Here is a 21,502-nt window from a genome sequence, read left to right as displayed (position 1 = left end):
GCCGTAAGGGCGAAACCAATAGCCGCCGTAACCGCAGAAATGGATATGTACACCATCAAGAATTTCACCGCCAATCACGCTGCCATCGCGAGAAGGCTCGCTCCTACAGTTTGATCCGGGTGCATTCGTAGGATCAGGTTGGCAGACAGGCCGCGATCACCTTCACGTCGGACGATCGCTCAAACGCAAAAACGGCACCCGAAGGTGCCGTTTCTGTTTTCTACCGATTACCGCTCAAGCGATCAACCCGCCAGCACAGCCTGCTGAACCAGTGTCAGCAATGGCTGCGGGTACACACCCAGGAAGAACGCAACCACTGCGATGGCCAGCAGCATCACGCCGCCTGCCTTTTGTTCCCAGTGCAGCTGGGCGTCGTGGCGACGCAGGTTTGGCTCGATCAGGTACAGGGTGACCATCACACGCAGGTAGTAGAAAACGCCGATGGCGCTGCCCAAAACCAGGGAACCGACCAGCCACCACTGGTGCGACTCGACGCCGGTCGCGATGATGTAGAACTTGCCGATGAAGCCCGCGGTCAGCGGAATACCGGCCAGGGACAACATCATTACGGTCAGGACGGCAGTCAGGTACGGACGGCGCCAGAACAGGCCACGGTATTCGTACAGGGCATCCGCGTCACGGCCGTTGTACGGCGAGGACATCAGCGTGATCACGCCGAACGCGCCGAGGCTGGTGATGACGTAGGTGACCAGGTACACGCCGATGGCTTCCACCGCCAGGCCTTTGCTCGCCACCAGGGCGATCAGCAGGTAGCCGAAGTGGGCGATGGACGAGTAACCCAGTAGACGCTTGAGGTTGTTCTGGGTCAGTGCCAGCAGGTTGCCGAACAGGATCGACGCAATGGCGATGATAGTCAGCACATCACTCAGCACACCGCTGCTGGCGGCTGGCGAGATCTGGAACAGACGCACCATCACCGCAAACACAGCGACTTTCGACGCGGTGGCCAGGAACGCGGCCACCGGTGCCGGAGCACCTTCGTAAACGTCCGGGGTCCAGAGGTGGAACGGTACCAGCGACAGCTTGAAGGCCAGACCGACCAGCATCATGCCCAGACCCAGTTGCGCCAGCGAGCTCGGCAGGCCGGTGGCCGCGAGGGCCTGGCCGATACCGACGAAGCTCAGGCTGCCGGAGTCGGCGTAGAGCAGGGCCATACCGAACAACAGGAACGCGGAACCGGCGGCCGACAGCACCATGTACTTGATGCCGGCTTCCAGCGAACGCTTGTTGAAGAAGGCATACGCCACCAGACCGTAGACCGGTACCGAGAGCAGTTCCAGACCGATGAACAAGCCGGCCAGGTGCTGCGCGCTGACCAGCACCAGCCCGCCGAGGGCGGACATCAGGATCAGCAGGTACAGTTCTTCACGGTTGCCTGGGTAGCCCGAGCCGCCATCGCCGAGGTAGGCGTGGGCGAGGGTCACACAAGCGAGGGTGGCGACCAGGATCAGCGCCATGTACAGGCACGCGAAGCTATCGATTTGCAGCAGAGGGGTCACGGCCAGAGGCGCGACTTTCAAGGCTGGCAGGATCGACAGCAACGCCAGGTTCAGGCCCGCCACGGAAATCAGGAAGGTCTGCGAGTGGTTGCGACGCCAGGCGATGGCCAACATCACCACGATGATCGTGATGGTGGTGATCAATATCGGCGCTAACGCGATAAAGTGTTGAGTCGTGAATTCCATAGCGCTCTTACCGGGCCGAAGCGAGTTGAGTGAAGGCGGTGCCGAGCCATTGCTGCACGCCATGCATCGTAGCGGCAGAGGTATCGAGGAACGGTTGCGGGTACACGCCGAGGTAAATCAGCAGCACCGCCAGACCGACCACCATGATCAGTTCGCGAGCATCCATGCCGTGCAGTACCGCGTCCGACTTGGACGGGCCGAAGTAGGCACGGTGAATCATGATCAGCGAGTAGACCGAACCGAACACCAGGCCGGACGTCGCAATCGCCGTGATCCAAGGAGCGGCCGCGAACGTGCCGATCAGGATCAGGAACTCACCCACAAAGTTACCGGTACCCGGCAAGCCCAGCGACGCCGCCGCGAAGAACAGGCTGATGGCCGGCAGGTAAGCGATCTTCGACCACAGGCCACCCATCTGACGCATGTCACGGGTGTGGGTGCGCTCGTACAGTTGACCACTCAGGATAAAGAGTGCGGCCGCCGAAACACCGTGCGCCAGCATCTGCATCACTGCGCCCTGCAGCGCCAGTTGGCTGCCGGAGTAGATGCCGATCAACACGAAACCCATGTGGGAAACGGAAGAGAAGGCGATCAGACGCTTGATGTCGGTTTGAGCGAAGGCCAGGAACGCACCGTAGAAGATCCCGATCAGACCCAGGGTCATGGCAATCGGCGCGAACTCGGCCGAGGCATTCGGGAACAGCGGCAGGGCGAAACGCAGCAGGCCGTAAGCAGCCGTCTTCAACAGGATACCGGCCAGGTCCACAGAACCTGCGGTCGGCGCCTGGGCGTGAGCATCAGGCAACCAGGAGTGGAACGGTACGACCGGCAGCTTCACCGCGAAGGCGATGAAGAAGCCGAGCATCAGGATGTACTCGGTGGTGAGCGACATCTTGGTTTTCAGCAGGTCGGCGTAGTTGAACGTGATCACGCCGGTGCTGTTGAAGTTGACCAGTACCAGGCCCAGGATCGCCACCAGCATGATCAGGCCGGAAGCCTGAGTGAAGATGAAGAACTTGGTCGCTGCGTAGATCCGGGTCTTCTTGCCGTCCGAAGAACTGTGACCCCAGAGCGCGATGAGGAAATACATCGGCACCAGCATCATTTCCCAGAAGAAGAAGAACATGAACAGGTCGAGGGCGAGGAACACGCCGACGACACCGCCCAGGATCCACATCAGGTTCAGGTGGAAGAAGCCAACGTGACGCTGGATCTCTTTCCACGAGCACAGTACCGAGAGGATACCCAGCAGACCGGTCAGCAGGATCATCAGCAGCGACAGGCCGTCGAGGGCCAGGTGCACACTGATGCCGAAGCGCTGGATCCAGGTGTGCTTGAACTCAAGCGCCCAGGTCGGATCGGCGCCAGGCGCCGGTGCAAATGAATAATCACCGTGGGCCCACAGCCAGAGGCCGAGAGCGAGTTCCAGGGTCATGGTCAACAGCGCAATCCAGCGGGGGAGGGTAGCGCCGAAGCGCTCACCCATCCAGCACAGCAGGCCGCCGATGAAGGGGATCAGGATTAGCCAAGGCAGAATCATGACGGGCTCAATTCCTTTCGCAAGTTCGCAAGGTTCATATTCAGACCGCTACCAGCACGATGGCGCCGATGACCAGCACGGAGCCGGCTGCCATCGATGCCGCGTACCAACGCAGTTGACCGGTTTCGGTACGGCTCAGGGCGGTGTGGCCGCCTTTGGCCATACGCGGGATCAGGCCGATGGTCTGGTCCAGCGGGTCTTTGCGCAGTACGTGGCTGATCGCAAGGTATGGCTTGACGAACAGTTTGTCGTAGATCCAGTCGAAGCCCCAGGCAGCGAACCACCAGGCCGAAAGGAAGCGGCCGATGCCGCTGTTGGCGATTGCAGTAACGAGACGACGCTTGCCGAGGAGCAGCAGCGCGGCCAGCAGGATACCGGCCAGGGCAATGGCGCCCGACGCGATTTCCAGACTGTGCTTGGCTTCGCCGCCGGCATGGCCAACGCTTTGCGGCAGCACACCGTGCAGTGGCGGAACGATCATCGCGCCAATGGCGGTGGACAATACGATCAGCACCGACAGAGGCAGCCAGTGAGCGATGCCGTGACCGGCGTGTGCTTCGGTCTTCGCTTCACCGTGGAACGCGATGAAGATCAGGCGGAAGGTGTACAGCGAGGTCATGAACGCACCGACCAAGCCGGCGTACAGCAGGCCATGGTTGCCGCTGGCGAACGCTTCCCAGAGGATCTCGTCCTTGGAGTAGAAGCCTGCGGTCACCAGAGGCAGGGCAGACAAGGCCGCGCCGCCGACGATGAAGCTGGCGTAGGCCAATGGCAGTTTCTTCCACAGGCCGCCCATCTTGAAGATGTTCTGCTCGTGGTGGCAGGCAACGATCACAGCACCGGAAGCAAGGAACAGCAGCGCCTTGAAGAAGGCGTGGGTCATCAGGTGGAAGATCGCGCCATCCCATGCGCCAACGCCCAGCGCCAGGAACATGTAGCCGATCTGGCTCATGGTCGAGTAGGCGAGGATACGTTTGATATCGGTCTGCACCAGTGCGGCAAAACCGGCCAGCACCAGGGTCACACCACCAACGATGCCGACCAGTTGCAGCACGTCCGGCGCCAACGCAAACAGACCGTGGGTACGGGCAATCAGGTAGACACCCGCGGTCACCATGGTTGCGGCGTGGATCAGTGCCGAAACCGGGGTAGGACCGGCCATCGCATCCGCCAGCCAGGTTTGCAGCGGCAGTTGCGCGGATTTACCGACAGCGCCGCCCAGCAGCATCAGGGTCGCCAGGACGATCCAGAAGTCGCCGACCTGGAACTTCTGCGGTGCCAGAACCAACAGTTCCTGGACGTTCAGCGTGCCCAGTTGCTGGAACAGGATGAACAGGCCGATGGCCATGAACACGTCACCGATTCGGGTCACGATGAAGGCTTTGAGTGCCGCGTTACCGTTGTTGCGGTTGCTGTAGTAGAAACCGATCAACAGGTACGAGCACAGGCCCACGCCTTCCCAGCCGAAGTACAGGAACAACAGGTTATCGCCCAGGATGAGGAACAGCATGCTGGCAATAAACAGGTTGGTGTACGCGAAGAAGCGCGAGTAACCGTCTTCACCGCGCATGTACCAGGACGCGAACAGGTGAATCAGGAAGCCGACGCCAACCACCACACCCAGCATGGTCACGGACAGACCATCCAGGTACAGCGCGAAGTTCGGCGTGAAGCCTTCTACGGCCATCCACTGCCACAACACCTGGGTGTAGTGACCGCCTTCAGGGGGCGCGACGTTGAATTGCCAGATCACGTAAGCCGTGACGATGGCAGACAGGCCGATGGAACCAACGCCGATCAGCGCCGACAGGTTTTCCGAAAAGCGTCCCCGGGAGAACGACAGCAGCAGGAAACCGATGAGAGGGAATACGAAAGTCAGATAGAGAAGATTCATCCGCGCATCTCGCTGGCAGCGTCGATATCGAGAGTGTGGAAGCGGCGATACAGCTGCAACAGAATCGCCAGGCCAATACTGGCCTCGGCGGCTGCCAGGCTGATCACCAGGATGAACATGATCTGTCCATCCGGCTGACCCCAGCGGCTACCGGCGACGATGAAGGCCAACGCGGAGGCATTCATCATGACCTCCAGGCTCATCAGCACGAAGAGTATGTTGCGGCGGACCATCAGGCCGACCAGACCGAGGCAGAACAGGATGCCGGCGACCGCCAGACCATGCTCCAGAGGGATAGCAGGCATCGTCATTGCTCCTTGGCTTCGTTACGGCCCAAGTGGAACGCCGTCACGGCTGCAGCGAGCAGCAGCATCGAGGCGAGTTCGACCACCAGCAGATAAGGACCGAACAGGCTGATGCCCACGGCCTTGGCGTCTACGGTGGTATGGCCGATGGCCTGGCCGCTCTGGTGGGCGAACAGCACATACAGCAGTTCGATCAGCAGGAGGGTGCCGAGAATGACCGGTCCGATCCAGATGCCGGGCTTGAGCCAGACGCGCTCTTGCTGAACCGAGGCCGGGCCCAGGTTCAGCATCATCACCACGAACACGAACAGCACCATGATGGCGCCAGCGTAGGCGATCACTTCGAGGACACCGGCAAACGGTGCGCCGAGGGCGAAGAACGTCATGGCCACGGCGATCAGCGAAATGATCAGGTAGAGCAGGGCGTGCACAGGGTTGGTGTGGGTGATCACGCGAAGCGTGGACACCACTGCGATACCCGATGCGAAATAGAAAGCGAATTCCATCTTTCTTCCTTAAGGCAGCAAGCTCTTCACGTTGATCGGTTCGGCTTCATTTTGCGCGGCGCCTTTTGGCTTACCGGCAATCGCCATACCTGCAACACGATAGAAGTTGTAATCAGGGTTTTTGCCGGGGCCGGAGATCAGCAGATCTTCTTTCTCGTAAACCAGGTCCTGACGTTTGAACTCGGCCATCTCGAAATCCGGTGTCAGCTGGATCGCGGTGGTCGGGCAGGCTTCCTCGCAGAGGCCGCAGAAAATGCAGCGCGAGAAGTTGATGCGGAAGAACTCCGGGTACCAGCGACCGTCATCGGTTTCAGCTTTCTGCAGCGAGATGCAACCCACTGGGCAAGCCACAGCGCACAGGTTGCAGGCAACGCAACGCTCTTCGCCATCAGGGTCACGGGTCAGCACGATACGGCCACGGTAGCGCGGCGGCAGGTAGACCTGCTCTTCCGGGTACTGCAGCGTGTCACGCTTGCGGAAGGCATGGCCGAAGATCATCACCAGGCTGCGAAGCTGGGTGAAGAAGCCATGCACGATGTCAAAAATGTACTTCATGATTCTCTATCCTCACTGAGCCGCGACGGCGGGCGTGTTAAGCAACACGATCGCAGCGGTCACCAGCATGTTGACGAGGGTCAGCGGCAGGCAGAACTTCCAGCTGAAGTCCATCACTTGGTCATACCGTGGGCGCGGAATGGAAGCGCGCAGCAGGATGAAGATCATGATGAAGAACGCGGTTTTCAGTGCAAACCAGATGAACGGGATCTGCGGCAGAATGCCGAACGGACCGTGCCAGCCACCGAAGAACAAGGTCACCAGCAGCGCCGAAATCAGCACGATGCCGATGTACTCACCGACGAAGAACATGCCCCACTTCATGCCGGCGTATTCAATGTGGTAACCGTCGGCCAGTTCCTGTTCCGCTTCCGGCTGGTCGAACGGGTGACGGTGAGTCACGGCGACGCCAGCGATGAAGAAGGTCAGGAAACCGAAGATCTGCGGAATGATGAACCACAGGTTCTGGGCTTGATATTCGACGATGTCGCGCATGTTGAACGAGCCGACCTGGATCACGATGCCCATCAACGACAGGCCCATGAACACTTCGTACGACACGGTTTGCGCGGAGGCCCGCAAGCTGCCCAGCAGGGCGAACTTGTTGTTGCTCGACCAGCCGGCGAACAACACGGCATACACCGACAGGCCCGCCATGGCGAAGAAGAACAGGATGCCGATGTTGATGTCCGCCACGCCCCAGGTCGGGGTGATCGGGATGATCGCGAAGGCAATCAGCAGGGCGCTCATGGCCACGACCGGTGCCAGGGTGAAGATCATCTTGTCGGCGAACGGCGGCGTCCAGTCTTCCTTGAAGAACATCTTGATCATGTCGGCCGCGATCTGGAACGCGCCGAACGGGCCGACGCGGTTCGGACCGTAGCGGTCCTGCCAGAGGGCGAGCAAACGACGCTCGACCCAGCTCAGCAGCGCGCCGCACACCACCACGGCGAGCAGAATCACGATGGCCTTGAGGACCGCGATGATCACGTCAATCACTTCAGGCGTGAACCAGGTCATTGAGCTGCCTCCTGCAGACCGTCAACGGATTTGCCGAAAATCGCCGGTGGAATGCCGGCGATACCCGCTGGCAATGCAACCAGACCGGCACCCAGTTCTTCGTTGATACGCAGTGGCAGACGCAGGGTCTGGCCAGCCACGTTCAAGCTCAGCAAGGCGCCTTCATTGACACCCAGGCGGTCGGCTTCGGATTTGGCCAAAGCGACGTATGCGGCTGGAATGCGTTCCTGAACCGGCGCGGCTTTCGAAGAGTTCTCTTCGCTGCCGAACAGGTGGAAGAACGGCACGACTTGCCAGGTGCCCTGAGCCGGGTTGAATGCCCGTGGAACGGAGGCGAACCAGTTCAGCGAATCACCGGTGCTTTCGATCAGGCGGGTGCCCGGGTCGCCAGCGCGGATGTGACCACCGACTTCGTCCTGGAACTTGTTCCAGGCTTGCGGCGAGTTCCAGCCCGGAGACCAGGCGAATGGCACTTGCTGACGCGGTTCGACCGAGCCCGAGTAACCTTCCATCGAGAAGTTGAACGCGGTGTCGTTGTCTTGCGGGGTACGCGGTTCGTGCACGCTGATGTCAGCGCGCATGGCGGTACGACCGGAATAACGCAGCGGTTCGCGAGCCAGTTTCATGCCCTTGATGCGGAACGCGGCGGACGGTGCTGCGTCAACGATGCGCGCCAGTTGCGGCGTGCTCGAAGCCACGGCAGCGGTGACGTGGTCCAGTTGGGTCCAGTCGATCGGCTGGTTCAGCAGGGTCGCGCGCAGGGCATGCAGCCAGCGCCAGCCTTCGTGAACCAGGATGCTCGCGTCCATGTATTTCGGGTCGAACACCTGGAAGAATCGCTGGGCGCGGCCTTCCTGGCTGACCAGCGTACCGTCGCCTTCAGCGAAGCTGGCCGCTGGCAGAACCAGGTGCGCGCGATCGCTGGTAGCGGTCTTCTGATGGTCTGCCACGATCACCACTTTCGCAGCGTTCAGGGCGGCATCGACACGGGCTTTGTCGGTACGGGTGTACAGATCGTTTTCCAGCACGACGATGGCGTCGGCTTTGCCATCGATCACCGCTTGCAGCGCTTCGTCGACCGAGTTGCCACCGAGCATGGCCAGGCCGAGGCTGTTGGCCTCTGGCACGATCAGGCTGATGGAACCGTTCTTCTCACGCAGCTTCAAGGCTTTGGCGATGTTGGCGGCGGCTTCGATCAGCGACTTGGAACCCAAGGAGGTACCGGCAATGATCAGCGGACGCTTGGCTGCGAGCAGGGCGTCGGCAATGCGCTTGGCCAGGTCCAGTGCTTCGGTGTCCAGGCCTTCAACGGCAGGCGCGCTGGCGTCGAGGGCGTGAGCCACGGCGAAACCGATACGGGCCAGGTCGTCAGGTGCGGCGTGAACGCATTCTTCAGCGATGTCGTCGAGCTTGGTTTCAGCCAGGCTGGCGATGAACAGCGGGTTCAGCGCGTGCTGGCCGATGTTCTTCACGGCGGCGTCGAGCCAAGGCTGAACGCGCATGGCGTCGGCCATGTCTTCGGCCTTGCCCTTGACCGATTGACGCAGGGACAGCGCCATACGGGCGGCGGTCTGGGTCAGGTCTTCACCGAGGACGAAGATTGCATCGTGGTCTTCGATGTCGCGCATGTTCGGGATTGGCAGCGGGCTGTCTTTCAACACCTGCATCACCAGGCGAATGCGTTCCAGCTCGGCGGCTTCGATACCGGAGTAGAAGTGCTCGGCGCCCACCAGTTCGCGCAACGCATAGTTGCTTTCGAGGCTGGCGCGGGGCGACCCGATACCGACGATGTTGCGACCGCGCAGCAGATCAGCGGCTTTATCCAGCGCTTCGTCGAGGCTCAGCTTGGCGCCGTTGGCCAGCAATGGCTGACGTGGGCGGTCTTCGCGGTTGACGTAGCCGTAGCCGAAACGGCCGCGGTCGCACAGGAAGTACTGGTTCACCGAACCGTTGAAACGGTTTTCGATGCGACGCAGTTCACCGTAACGCTCACCCGGGGAGATGTTGCAACCGCTGGAGCAGCCATGGCAGATGCTCGGCGAGAACTGCATGTCCCACTTGCGGTTGTAGCGCTCGGAGTGAGTCTTGTCGGTGAACACACCGGTCGGGCAGACCTCGGTGAGGTTGCCGGAGAACTCGCTTTCCAGGGTGCCGTCTTCAACGCGACCGAAGTACACGTTGTCGTGGGCGCCGAACACACCCAGGTCAGTGCCGCCGGCGTAGTCTTTATAGAAGCGCACACAGCGGTAGCAAGCGATGCAGCGGTTCATTTCGTGGGAAATGAACGGGCCCAGTTGCTGGTTCTGGTGGGTGCGCTTGGTGAAGCGATAGCGGCGTTCGTTGTGACCGGTCATCACGGTCATGTCTTGCAGGTGGCAATGACCGCCTTCTTCACAGACCGGGCAGTCGTGTGGGTGGTTGGTCATGAGCCATTCGACGACGCTGGCGCGAAACACTTTCGCTTCTTCGTCTTCGATGGAGATCCAGCTACCGTCGGTAGCGGGTGTCATGCACGACATGACGATGCGACCACGGGTGTCGTTCTCGTCGGTGTACTGCTTGACCGCGCACTGGCGGCAAGCGCCAACGCTGCCCAGGGCAGGGTGCCAGCAGAAATACGGGATATCGAGGCCTAGCGACAGACATGCCTGTAACAGGTTGTCTGCCCCATCGACTTCGAGCTCTTTGCCGTCTACGTGGATAGTGGCCATGGTTCAAAGTTCTTCGTTGGCCCGGTGTCAGCGGGCGTGGCTAATGGAATCTTGTTGTTCGCGTGAATCAACACAGCCGTTAAAGGCGTCATCACACGAGAAAGCGAAGGGTACGGACCCTTCGCTTTTTTAAGCGTTTACGCGCCGACTACGATCGGCCTTGCCAGAGGCGGGACGGCGGCGCTGGTAGGCGCGATGCCGGCTTCGAACTCCGAGCGGAAGTATTTGATTGCGCTGCCCAACGGCTCCACGGCGCCCGGTGCGTGAGCACAAAAGGTCTTGCCAGGGCCGAGGAAACCGACCAGACCCAGCAGGGTCTCGATGTCGCCGGCTTGCCCTTCACCGTTCTCGATCGCACGCAGCAGCTTGACGCTCCACGGCAGACCGTCACGGCACGGGGTGCAGAAGCCGCAGGACTCGCGGGAGAAAAACTCTTCCATGTTGCGCAGCAGGGACACCATGTTGACGCTGTCGTCCACCGCCATGGCCAGGCCGGTACCCATACGGGTGCCCACTTTGGCGATGCCGCCGGCGTACATTTGTGCGTCGAGGTGTTCCGGCAACAGGAAACCGGTACCGGCGCCGCCTGGCTGCCAGGCCTTGAGCTTGAAGCCATCGCGCATGCCGCCGGCGTAGTCTTCGAACAACTCGCGACCGGTGACGCCGAATGGCAATTCCCACAGGCCCGGGTTCTTGACCTTGCCGGAGAAGCCCATGAGCTTGGTGCCCATGTCTTCACTGCCTTCACGGGCCAACGATTTGTACCAGTCCACGCCGTCGGCAATGATCGCCGGCACGTTGCACAGGGTTTCAACGTTGTTCACGCAGGTCGGCTTGCCCCACACGCCAACGGCGGCAGGGAAGGGTGGCTTGGAGCGCGGGTTGGCGCGGCGGCCTTCGAGGGAGTTGATCAGTGCGGTTTCTTCACCGCAGATGTAACGCCCGGCGCCCGTGTGGACAAACAGCTCGAAATCGAAGCCGCTGCCCAGGATGTTCTTGCCCAGAAGACCCGCTGCCTTGGCTTCTTCCACGGCACGGTTCAGGTGCTTGGCGGCGGTGGTGTATTCGCCACGCAGGAAGATGTAGCCACGGTAGGTTTTCAGCGCGCGAGCACTGATCAGCATGCCTTCGATCAGCAGATGGGGCAGTTGCTCCATCAGCATGCGGTCTTTCCAGGTGTTCGGTTCCATCTCGTCCGCGTTGCACAGCAGGTAGCGGATGTTGATGGATTCGTCTTTGGGCATCAGGCCCCACTTAACGCCCGTGGGGAAACCTGCACCGCCGCGACCTTTCAGGCCGGCGTCTTTCACGGTCTGGACGATGTCGTCCTGGGCCATGTCGGCGAAGGCTTTGCGCGCAGCGGCGTAACCGTTCTTGGCCTGGTACTCGTCGAGCCAGACAGCTTCGCCGTCGTCACGCAGACGCCAGGTGAGCGGGTGAGTCTCGGCCGAACGCTTGATGCGGTTGGCCGGGCCGAAAGAAGTCAGGGTCATACGTAGCCCTCGAGCAATTTGGCAACGCCTGCTGGCTGCACATCACCGAATGTGTCGTCGTCGATCATCAACGCCGGCGCCTTGTCACAGTTGCCGAGGCAGCAGACCGGCAGCAGGGTGAAACGACCGTCGGCGGTGGTCTGACCCAGGCCGATGCCCAGATTGCTCTGGATTTCGCTGACCACAGACTCGTGCCCGCCGATGTAGCAGACCATGCTGTCGCAAACGCGAATGATGTGACGGCCCACGGGCTGACGGAAGATCTGGCTATAGAATGTCGCCACACCTTCAACGTCGCTGGCCGGAATGCCGAGCATCTCGCCGATGGCGTAGAGCGCGCCATCAGGCACCCAGCCACGTTCCTTCTGGACGATCTTCAGTGCTTCGATCGACGCCGCGCGCGGATCTTCGTAGTGATGCAACTCGTGCTCGATGGCCGAGCGCTCGGTTTCGCTCAGGGCGAAACGGTCTGTCTGGATAAGCGTGCTGTTCATGCTTAGCGGTCCACGTCGGCCATAACGAAATCGATACTACCCAGGTACGCAATCAAGTCCGCGACCATGCTGCCTTTGATCACCGAAGGGATCTGCTGCAGGTGCGGGAAGCTTGGGGTGCGAATCCGGGTGCGGTAGCTCATGGTGCCGCCATCGCTCGTCAGGTAATAACTGTTGATGCCCTTGGTCGCTTCGATCATCTGGAAGGATTCGTTGGCCGGCATGACCGGGCCCCACGAAACTTGCAGGAAGTGCGTGATCAGGGTCTCGATGTGCTGCAGGGTGCGCTCCTTCGGTGGCGGCGTAGTCAGCGGGTGATCCGCCTTGTACGGGCCTTCCGGCATGTTGCGCATGCACTGCTCGATGATCTTGATGCTCTGGCGCATTTCTTCGACGCGCACGATGCAGCGGTCGTAGGCATCGCCATTGACGGCCAGCGGCACTTCGAATTCGAAGTTTTCGTAACCGGAGTACGGGCGAGCCTTACGCAGGTCGAAGTCGCAACCGGTCGAACGCAAGCCTGCACCGGTGACGCCCCATTCGAAGGCTTCCTTGGTGTTGTAGGCGGCGACGCCGATGGTCCGGCCTTTGAGGATGCTGTTATCCAGGGCGGCTTTCTGGTATTCGTCCAGACGCTTTGGCATCCACTCGACGAAGTCTTTCACCAGTTTTTCCCAGCCGCGTGGCAGGTCGTGAGCGACGCCACCGATGCGATACCAGGCCGGGTGCAGACGGAAACCGGTAATGGCTTCGATCACCGTGTACGCCTTCTGACGGTCGGTGAACGTGAAGAACACCGGGGTCATGGCGCCGACGTCCTGGATATACGTCCCCAGGAACAGCAGGTGGCTGGTGATACGGAAGAACTCGGCCATCATGATGCGGATGACGTCGACCTTCTCGGGCACCTTGATGCCGGCCAGCTTCTCGACCGAGAGCACGTACGGCAGGTTGTTCATCACGCCGCCGAGGTAGTCGATACGGTCGGTGTACGGGATGAAGCTGTGCCAGGACTGACGCTCGGCCATTTTCTCGGCACCACGGTGGTGGTAACCGACGTCAGGCACGCAGTCGACGATCTCTTCGCCGTCCAGCTGCAGGATGATGCGGAAGGCACCGTGAGCAGAAGGGTGGTTCGGACCGAGGTTGAGGAACATGTAGTCCTCGTTCGCGCCTGAACGCTTCATGCCCCAGTCTTCAGGCTTGAAGCGTGCAGCTTCTTCCTCAAGCTGTTGCTTGGCCAGGGTCAGGGTGAACGGGTCAAATTCGGTGGCACGGGCCGGGAAGTCCTTGCGCAGCGGGTGACCTTCCCAGGTCGGCGGCATCATGATGCGGGTCAAGTGCGGATGACCTTTGAAGTCGATGCCGTACATGTCCCAGACTTCACGCTCGTACCAGTTGGCGTTCGGCCAGATGCTGGTGACGGTCGGTACGCTGAGGTCGCTCTCGGACAAGGCGACCTTGATCATCACGTCACTATTACGTTCGATCGACATCAGGTGATAGAACACGGTGAAGTCGGCGCCGCTTGGCAGCCCTTGACGCTTGGTGCGCAGACGCTCGTCCACGCCGTGCAGGTCATAGAGCATGACGTACGGCTTGGGCAGGTTACGCAGGAAGCTGAGGACTTCGACCAGTTTGGCGCGGGCAACCCAAAGCACCGGCATGCCGGTGCGGGTAGGCTGGGCGGTGAACGCCTCGGGGCCAAAACGGTTGTTCAGTTCGACGACCACATCCTGGTCGTCTGCCTTATAAGGCGGGATGTACAGAGCACTGCCTGTAGTCATGGTTATTTATCGCTTTCGGTCAACGTAAAGAATGAAGCCAGTGTCTCGTTCTATGAAAGAAGCAGATCTGGATCAGACTTCGTCGGGGCTGCGCAGGTTGGTGACTGCGATTCGCTGTTCGCGGCGCTGTTCCTTTTGCGAAGGCATCTCGGCGCGATACACGCCTTGATCGCCGACGACCCAGGAAAGCGGACGACGCTCCTGTCCAATCGATTCCTGCAACAGCATCAAGCCTTGCAGAAAAGCTTCAGGACGGGGCGGGCAGCCAGGCACGTAGACGTCCACGGGCAGGAACTTGTCCACCCCTTGAACGACGGAGTAGATGTCGTACATGCCACCGGAGTTGGCGCACGAACCCATGGAGATAACCCATTTAGGTTCGAGCATTTGCTCGTAGAGACGCTGAATGATCGGCGCCATCTTGATGAAGCAGGTACCGGCGATAACCATGAAATCCGCCTGACGCGGCGATGCCCGGATAACCTCGGCGCCAAAGCGCGCGATGTCGTGGGGCGCCGTGAAGGCGGTGGTCATTTCCACGTAGCAGCACGAAAGACCGAAGTTATACGGCCACAGGGAGTTCTTGCGCCCCCAGTTGATCGTGCCGTTAAGCACGTCTTCGAGCTTGCCCATGAAGATGTTTTTGTGGACTTGATCTTCTAACGGATCGGAAACGGTTTCCCGCTCGCCGATCGGATACTGCTCGTTAGGAGCATCGGGGTCGATCCTGGTGAGATTGTATTGCATTGCCAAAGCCTCATTGTTTCAGCTTCGCCTGCCGCTTGCGCCGCGCTTCCGGAGCCCAGTCAAGGGCGCCCACTCGGAACAGGTAGACAAGACCTGCCAACAGAATTGCTATGAAAACGAGAGCTTCGACGAATCCGGTCCAGCCGCTTTCGCGGACGGACACAGACCAGGCAAAGAGAAAGAGGGCTTCGATATCGAAGATCACGAAGAGCATCGCGACCAGATAGAATTTGGCTGAGAGCCGTAAGCGGGCGCCACCTGTAGGTAGCATGCCGGACTCGAACGGTTCGTTTTTGCTGCGGCCCCAGGCTTTTGACCCAAGGAGGCTTGAGACGCCAAGCATGAAGGCACAGAGGCCGACGACGCCCAGAAGGAAAATGGCAAAGCCCCAGTTGTGGGCCATGAGTCCTGTCGCTTCGGGCATGCTGGAAATCCTTAACAGAGAGCAAAGGTCTCTGAGCTTGAAAAAGAAACAACGCAGTGACGATATGTCGCAGCAATCAATCCCGCTGATTTTATGGCACAACACGGTGCAAGTAAAATTCAGATAGCGAAATTATTGAATGGAATAAGGACATGGCGTACCTCAAAACCCCGGCGGCCCATGCGTTGCGGGCATTACGGGTTATTTCATCAATATTGTTTTGTTGGGAATGTAACGAACATAGTTTGAGCTAAATGATAATCAATATCGTTGCAGGTGGTTTTTAAACTGTTTATCGGGTGGGTGGCCGGAAAGTTGTCATATATGCGCGTTACTGCAAGTAGCGAGCGGGGTGGTTTTACTCTGTTTTTCTGATCTGGAAACGGCTCTGTATCAATGATTTTTCCTGGCTCACCACCGTCCCCTGTAGGAGCGAGCCTGCTCGCGATAGCGGTCTGTCAGGTCACATCTTTGCTGGATGTGCCGGCCTCATCGCGAGCAGGCTCGCTCCTGCAAGGGTTTTTACGGTGTTTGTTAAATCCCGGGCAAAAAAAACGCCCCGAACCAGTCGGGGCGTCTAGAGGTGCGACGTTGCGGTTAGCTCTTACTCGGTCCGCAACGGCCGTTTACTCAGTATCAGTGGAACTGTTCTTCTTCAGTCGAGCCGGTCAGCGCGGTAACCGAAGACGAGCCACCCTGGATCACGGTGGTCATGTCGTCGAAGTAGCCGGTGCCCACTTCCTGCTGGTGAGCCACGAAGGTGTAACCCTTGGCAGCGTCAGCGAACTCTTGCTCTTGCAGTTTCACGTAGGCAGTCATGTCGTTGCGGGCGTAGTCGTGCGCCAGGTTGAACATGCTGTGCCACATGTTGTGAATGCCGGCCAGGGTGATGAACTGGTGCTTGTAGCCCATGGCGGACAGTTCGCGCTGGAACTTGGCGATGGTCGCGTCGTCCAGGTTTTTCTTCCAGTTGAAGGAAGGCGAGCAGTTGTACGACAGCAGTTGGTCCGGGTATTCCTTTTTGATCGCTTCGGCGAAGCGGCGAGCCTCGTCCAGGTCCGGCTTGGCGGTTTCGCACCAGATCAGGTCGGCGTACGGAGCGTAAGCCAGGCCGCGAGCGATAGCTTGGTCCAGACCGGCGCGTACTTTGTAGAAACCTTCCTGGGTGCGTTCGCCAGTCACGAATGGCTGGTCGTACGGGTCGCAGTCGGACGTCAGCAGGTCAGCAGCGTTAGCGTCGGTACGAGCCAGGATGATGGTCGGAGTACCGGCAACGTCAGCCGCCAGACGAGCAGCGGTCAGCTTCTGTACCGCTTCCTGGGTAGGAACCAGTACCTTGCCGCCCATGTGGCCGCATTTTTTCACGGAAGCCAGCTGGTCTTCGAAGTGAACGCCGGCGGCGCCTGCTTCGATCATGCTCTTCATCAGCTCGTAAGCGTTCAATACGCCGCCGAAACCGGCTTCAGCGTCAGCTACGATTGGCGCGAAGTAGTCGATGTAGCCTTCGTCGCCCGGGCCTTTACCGGCTTTCCACTGGATCTGGTCAGCACGACGGAACGAGTTGTTGATGCGCTTGACCACGGTTGGAACCGAATCCACCGGGTACAGCGACTGGTCCGGGTACATCGATTCTGCGGAGTTGTTGTCCGCAGCGACTTGCCAGCCAGACAGATAGATCGCCTGGATACCGGCTTTGACTTGTTGCACAGCCTGGCCGCCGGTCAGGGCGCCCATGCAGTTGACGAAATCTTTCTCGGGACGGAAGGACGGCTTGGCACCCTGGGTCACCAGGTTCCAGAGCTTCTCGGCGCCCAGTTTTGCAAAGGTGTGCTCAGGTTGAACCGAGCCACGCAGGCGGACGACGTCAGCAGCGGAGTAAGCGCGTGTCACGCCTTTCCAGCGTGGGTTTTCAGCCCAATCTTTTTCGAGGGCTGCAATTTGCTGTTCGCGTGTCAGTGCCATGGAGATAAACCTCGTCGCGTCTTTTACGGAAAGTTGTTCTGCGGTGGAAAACTCATGCGCTCGCTGACCAGAAGCTTAGGGGTCAAGTCGGATTCGGCGGGATTGGCGACGGGATGAACGATGGGCTCGAGGGGAAGTGAGCAGGTAAGGGCGAACTGGCGAACGCATTCGGGCATCGTGGGCCGTGGTGCAAACTTCAGTGTGGAGCCGGGTTACCTAATTACGCTTCCGTCCCTCGGGACAACTTCGTTCCAGTCGGCAATCTCGTCAAACACACCTTGTGGGCGGTACAGACACGAAGCGGTTCGCGGGGTAGGTGCGAACATCGCCTCGAAGGCCCTTGCCAGGGCCCCTGATTAGCGGGAGCGAGGCCATCATGCCTTTGCTTTTTTAGATCGTCAAACGTTTTGTAGTGCTTTTTTTCAAGCACTACATCTTTGGTCTAATACGACTAATCAGTCAGTTATCGGTGGTTTAGTCCAAAGTCTCGACTTTCACTCGCAGGGTCATGTCATCCCGGCCTTGAGTCGAGTAGCTGCGGGTGAGGCCCTGTTTGTCGGCCTGGCTTTGGCGGTTTACGCCGGCGAGGGTAATCCATTCGCCAAGGCGGCCCGTGACGGTTGTGTCGGTGCTTTGCACATTCACTACATCGGGCCGTTCCTGGCTCATGCGGTCGCGGTTGGTGCTGATGTCCAGGTGCACGATATCGCCGGTGATGCTGGCGGTGACGTAGAAACCCTGGGTGACGTTGCGGTACTCGGTCTGGCTGCGCAGATCGCCATAGGAATCGGACTGGGTGCTGGTCAGCGGTACGCTCTGGCCGACCTGGATCAGTGCCGGTGCGCCTTCGCTGGCCTGGATCTGCTGGATGCCACCGTCACGACTGTCGGTGCTGCGATTGATAATTCGCGTCTGGCCGGCATTGTTGCCATTGACCGAGTAACCCTGGTCGCCCTGGAAGTTGTTTTCGCTGGTGTCTACGGTGATCAGCAGGCGTTTGGGCTGGGTGTCGAGTTGAGCGATAAGTGCTTTAAGTTCGTCGATCTTGCGCTGATCGGCGTTGACGATGAGTTGGTTACCGTAGGCGCTGACCTGGCCATCCTTGCCTAGAAAATCCTGTGCCATCGGCAGCATGTCAGCGCTGGTGTGGTAGTTCAGCGGCACCACCTCCGTAGCAGCGATGACTGAAAAGCTGCAAGTCACCAGCAATGTGGCGAGCAGGGTGCGTAGGGACATGTCCGTTATCTCCGACTGTGAATGCTTTGATATTGCCAGTTTGTCGGCCCGCGGTGGCGCTAGTTGAATCGCAGACAGCAAAACGCCCCGGCATCCGGAGATGGCGGGGCGTGTTGTGGTGTTCCTGTAGCGAGGGGATTTATCCCCGTTGGGTCGCGAAGCGGCCCCAAAAACTCCAACCACGGTACATCAGGATTACCGCATGCAATGGTTTAGCGACTGCTGCGCAGCCGAACGGGGTGGTGCGGCATTCCGATGAATCCCCTCACCACAGATTAATCCCCGCCGCTAGGTATCAAGCCGAGTGACGCACCATGTCCACATGCGGAATCCCTGCTTCCAGGAACTCCTCACTGACCAGGCTGAACCCCAGGCGCTCGTAGAACGCTGTGGCCTGCACCTGGGCGCTGAGCATCTGCTGCTTCAGGCCGCGTTTTTCAGCTTCACCGATCACTGCTTGCATCAGCGCATCGCCGACTTTCAAACCACGCCAGTCCTTGAGAACCGAAACCCGGCCGATGTGTCCATCGGGCAGCAGGCGGGCGGTGCCAATTGGAAAGTCGCCTTCGAAGGCCAGAAAATGCACCGCAGTCGCATCATCGGCGTCCCATTCCAGCTCAGGTGGAACGGTTTGCTCGGCAATGAACACCGTCTCACGAATGCGCCGGATCTCGGCGTTGTCCTTTTGCCAGTCTGCGACACGAACGTGGATTTTATTCATCAGCAAACCCCAGGCTTCCTTGCTTGATCAGTTCGCACAACAGGCCGCGACCGTCTTCATCGCTCAGCCACTCGCCGAGGTTTTCGGCGTGCAGCGCATCGGCGGCGCAAATCATCTTCAGCAACTCGCGCAGCTTGCCCGGCAGGTAACGGCTCTGGCCGCTGGCGAACAGCAGAAGGTCGTCATCTACTTCGGACCAGGCCAGGCGCGCGCTCGGATTGCGGATCAGGATCGCGCCTTCTTCGAGACTGGCGAGCAGGTCGTCTTCTTCGATTTCTTCCGGGCCCACCACCAGTTCCGGGTAGCGCGGCTCGGTCATGTACTGGCCGAACCAGGTCAGCAGCAGGCGTTCATCGCTCATGTGCTCGGCCAGCAAGGCTTTCAGGCGATCAAGGGCGTCGTGCTGAATCTGGTGCGGATCGACCGCCGGCAGCGCGTCGGCATCGGTGTAGCGCTCTTCGTCGGTCAGGAACTGGCTGAGGAAGTCGGTGAAGTGAGTCAGCACTTCAGAGGCGCTTGGGGCGCGGAAGCCGACCGAGTAGGTCATGCAATCGTCAACCGCAACGCCGCAATGGGCCAGGCGCGGTGGCAGGTAGAGCATGTCGCCCGGCTCCAGAACCCACTCATCGGTGGCTTCGAAGTCAGCGAGGATGCGCAGGTCGGCGTGTGGCAGCAGCGGACTTTCGGAATCGCACATCTGGCCGATTTTCCAGTTGCGCTTGCCGTGACCTTGCAGCAGGAACACGTCGTAGTTATCGAAGTGCGGACCTACGCTGCCGCCGGGGGCGGCGAAGCTGATCATCACGTCGTCGACGCGCCAGCTCGGCAGAAAGCGGAAGTTTTCCAGCAGTTCGCTGACTTCTGGCACGAATTGGTCAACGGCTTGAACCAGCAGGGTCCACTCGGTTTCCGGCAACTTGCTGAATTCGTCTTCGGCGAACGGGCCGCGACGCATTTCCCAAGGGCGCTCGCCGTTCTCGATGATCAGGCGCGATTCAACTTCTTCTTCCAGCGCCAGGCCGGCCAGTTCGTCGGCGTCGATCGGGCTTTCGAAATCAGGGATCGCCTGACGGATCAGCAGCGGTTTTTTCTGCCAGTAGTCACGCAGGAATTCGCGCGCCGTGATGCCGCCCAGAAGTTGAAGAGGAATGTCAGGATTCATGTGTAACCTATTGAAAAAAAGCACTTTTCAGACGGGAATAAAAACGCCCGGCGCTGCCGGGCGTCTCAAACGGGTACAGCGGTCGATCAGATGCGTTTGGCTTGGTCTACAGCGTTGCCAATGTAGTTCGCCGGGGTGAGCAATTTCAGCTCGGCCTTGGCGGCGGCAGGCATGTCCAGGCCATCGATGAAAGTTTGCAGTGCTTCAGGGCTGATGCCCTTGCCACGGGTCAATTCTTTCAGCTTTTCGTACGGGTTTTCGATGTTGTAGCGACGCATCACGGTCTGGATCGGCTCGGCCAGCACTTCCCAGCAGGCATCGAGGTCGGCAGCAATCTTCTGCGCGTTGAGCTCGAGTTTGCTGATGCCTTTGAGGCTGGCTTCGTAGGCGATCACGCTGTGGGCGAAGCCGACACCGAGGTTGCGCAGCACGGTGGAGTCGGTCAGATCGCGCTGCCAGCGGGAAATCGGCAGTTTGCTCGCCAGGTGCTGGAACAGTGCGTTGGCGATACCCAGGTTGCCTTCGGAGTTTTCGAAGTCGATCGGGTTGACCTTGTGCGGCATGGTCGACGAACCGATTTCGCCAGCGATGGTGCGCTGTTTGAAATACCCGAGGGAGATGTAGCCCCAGATGTCGCGGTCGAAATCGATCAGGATGGTGTTGAAGCGGGCGATCGCGTCGAACAGCTCGGCAATGTAGTCGTGCGGCTCGATCTGGGTGGTGTACGGGTTGAAGCCCAGGCCCAGCTCGTCTTCGATGAAGGCGCGAGCATTTTCTTCCCAGTCGATTTCAGGGTAAGCCGACAGGTGAGCGTTGTAGTTGCCCACTGCGCCGTTGATCTTGCCCAGCAGCGGAACGGCAGCGACCTGAGCGATTTGACGCTCCAGACGGTAAACCACGTTCGCCAACTCTTTACCCAGTGTGGTCGGCGAGGCCGGTTGACCGTGGGTGCGCGACAGCATCGGTACGTCAGCGAAGCGGATGGCCAGTTCGCGGATCGCTTCGGCGGTCTGGCGCATCAGTGGCAGCATTACATCATCACGGCCTTCGCGCAGCATCAGGGCGTGGGACAGGTTGTTGATGTCCTCGCTGGTGCAGGCAAAGTGGATGAATTCGCTGACAGCGGCGAGCTCAGGCAGCTTGGCAGCTTGCTCTTTGAGCAAGTACTCGATGGCTTTAACGTGGTGGTTGGTGGTGCGTTCGATCTCTTTGACGCGCTCGGCGTGCTCGAGCGCGAAG

At 59.8% G+C, this 21,502-nt stretch carries 18 protein-coding genes; all 18 read right to left on the bottom strand.

Annotated elements, in window-relative coordinates; all coding sequences use genetic code 11:
- Positions 1-242: 242 nt before the first annotated feature.
- Positions 243-1,706: an NADH-quinone oxidoreductase subunit NuoN gene (gene nuoN, locus AC3ZVB_RS28705; protein WP_162438566.1), complete on the bottom strand. Its 1,464-nt coding sequence runs from the start codon at positions 1,704-1,706 to the stop codon at positions 243-245.
- A 7-nt stretch (positions 1,707-1,713) separates the two neighbouring features.
- The gene (gene nuoM / locus AC3ZVB_RS28700) at positions 1,714-3,246 is read right to left on the bottom strand and encodes an NADH-quinone oxidoreductase subunit M (RefSeq protein ID WP_162438565.1); all 1,533 of its coding nucleotides are present in this window, start codon (positions 3,244-3,246) and stop codon (positions 1,714-1,716) included.
- A 40-nt stretch (positions 3,247-3,286) separates the two neighbouring features.
- On the bottom strand, positions 3,287-5,140 hold the full coding sequence (gene nuoL, locus AC3ZVB_RS28695) for an NADH-quinone oxidoreductase subunit L (protein WP_490148440.1): 1,854 nt from the start codon (positions 5,138-5,140) through the stop codon (positions 3,287-3,289).
- Complete coding sequence (nuoK, locus tag AC3ZVB_RS28690) at positions 5,137-5,445, bottom strand: NADH-quinone oxidoreductase subunit NuoK (RefSeq protein WP_007905077.1); 309 nt, start codon at positions 5,443-5,445, stop codon at positions 5,137-5,139. Before nuoK ends, nuoL begins: the two co-directional genes overlap by 4 nt.
- A 2-nt stretch (positions 5,446-5,447) precedes the next feature.
- The gene (nuoJ, locus tag AC3ZVB_RS28685) at positions 5,448-5,951 is read right to left on the bottom strand and encodes an NADH-quinone oxidoreductase subunit J (protein ID WP_162438563.1); all 504 of its coding nucleotides are present in this window, start codon (positions 5,949-5,951) and stop codon (positions 5,448-5,450) included.
- A 9-nt stretch (positions 5,952-5,960) separates the two neighbouring features.
- Positions 5,961-6,506 carry an NADH-quinone oxidoreductase subunit NuoI gene (gene nuoI, locus AC3ZVB_RS28680; protein ID WP_205892400.1) on the bottom strand — a complete coding sequence of 182 codons (546 nt, stop codon included), beginning with the start codon at positions 6,504-6,506 and terminating at the stop codon, positions 5,961-5,963.
- Between the two features lie 12 nt (positions 6,507-6,518).
- Positions 6,519-7,526 (bottom strand): NADH-quinone oxidoreductase subunit NuoH, encoded by a 1,008-nt coding sequence (nuoH, locus tag AC3ZVB_RS28675; RefSeq protein ID WP_028623953.1) that lies wholly within the window; start codon positions 7,524-7,526, stop codon positions 6,519-6,521.
- A complete protein-coding gene (gene nuoG, locus AC3ZVB_RS28670) occupies positions 7,523-10,237 on the bottom strand; it encodes an NADH-quinone oxidoreductase subunit NuoG (protein ID WP_194692353.1) in 2,715 nt (904 codons plus the stop codon). The genes nuoH and nuoG overlap by 4 nt, the downstream gene beginning before the upstream one ends.
- Positions 10,238-10,374: 137 nt before the next feature.
- Entirely contained in the window at positions 10,375-11,730 is a 1,356-nt protein-coding gene (gene nuoF / locus AC3ZVB_RS28665; protein WP_162438561.1) for an NADH-quinone oxidoreductase subunit NuoF, read from the bottom strand.
- Positions 11,727-12,224, bottom strand: coding sequence for an NADH-quinone oxidoreductase subunit NuoE (gene nuoE, locus AC3ZVB_RS28660; RefSeq protein WP_162438560.1), 498 nt, complete (start codon positions 12,222-12,224; stop codon positions 11,727-11,729). The genes nuoF and nuoE overlap by 4 nt, the downstream gene beginning before the upstream one ends.
- Positions 12,225-12,226: 2 nt before the next feature.
- Positions 12,227-14,011, bottom strand: coding sequence for an NADH-quinone oxidoreductase subunit C/D (nuoC, locus tag AC3ZVB_RS28655; protein ID WP_162438559.1), 1,785 nt, complete (start codon positions 14,009-14,011; stop codon positions 12,227-12,229).
- 72 nt (positions 14,012-14,083) lie between these two features.
- Positions 14,084-14,758: a NuoB/complex I 20 kDa subunit family protein gene (locus AC3ZVB_RS28650; RefSeq protein ID WP_008146035.1), complete on the bottom strand. Its 675-nt coding sequence runs from the start codon at positions 14,756-14,758 to the stop codon at positions 14,084-14,086.
- Between the two features lie 10 nt (positions 14,759-14,768).
- Positions 14,769-15,182 carry an NADH-quinone oxidoreductase subunit A gene (locus tag AC3ZVB_RS28645; protein WP_003223812.1) on the bottom strand — a complete coding sequence of 138 codons (414 nt, stop codon included), beginning with the start codon at positions 15,180-15,182 and terminating at the stop codon, positions 14,769-14,771.
- A 636-nt stretch (positions 15,183-15,818) separates the two neighbouring features.
- Complete coding sequence (gene aceA, locus AC3ZVB_RS28640) at positions 15,819-17,144, bottom strand: isocitrate lyase (RefSeq protein WP_008032724.1); 1,326 nt, start codon at positions 17,142-17,144, stop codon at positions 15,819-15,821.
- A gap of 474 nt (positions 17,145-17,618) precedes the next feature.
- Complete coding sequence (locus tag AC3ZVB_RS28635; RefSeq protein WP_490148439.1) at positions 17,619-18,380, bottom strand: secretin N-terminal domain-containing protein; 762 nt, start codon at positions 18,378-18,380, stop codon at positions 17,619-17,621.
- 295 nt (positions 18,381-18,675) lie between these two features.
- Positions 18,676-19,101, bottom strand: coding sequence for a GNAT family N-acetyltransferase (locus AC3ZVB_RS28630; protein ID WP_162438557.1), 426 nt, complete (start codon positions 19,099-19,101; stop codon positions 18,676-18,678).
- Positions 19,094-20,263 carry a ribosomal protein uL16 3-hydroxylase gene (locus AC3ZVB_RS28625; protein WP_194692351.1) on the bottom strand — a complete coding sequence of 390 codons (1,170 nt, stop codon included), beginning with the start codon at positions 20,261-20,263 and terminating at the stop codon, positions 19,094-19,096. The genes AC3ZVB_RS28630 and AC3ZVB_RS28625 overlap by 8 nt, the downstream gene beginning before the upstream one ends.
- 86 nt (positions 20,264-20,349) lie before the next feature.
- Positions 20,350-21,502 (bottom strand): adenylosuccinate lyase (gene purB / locus AC3ZVB_RS28620; RefSeq protein ID WP_490148438.1); only part of this gene is annotated, 1,153 nt, incomplete at its 5' end.

The organism is Pseudomonas sp. MDV22-iso1 (assembly GCF_058145095.1).
The sequence above is the reverse complement of the archived record's forward strand: the minus strand, read 5'-3'. Positions and strand labels throughout refer to the sequence as shown.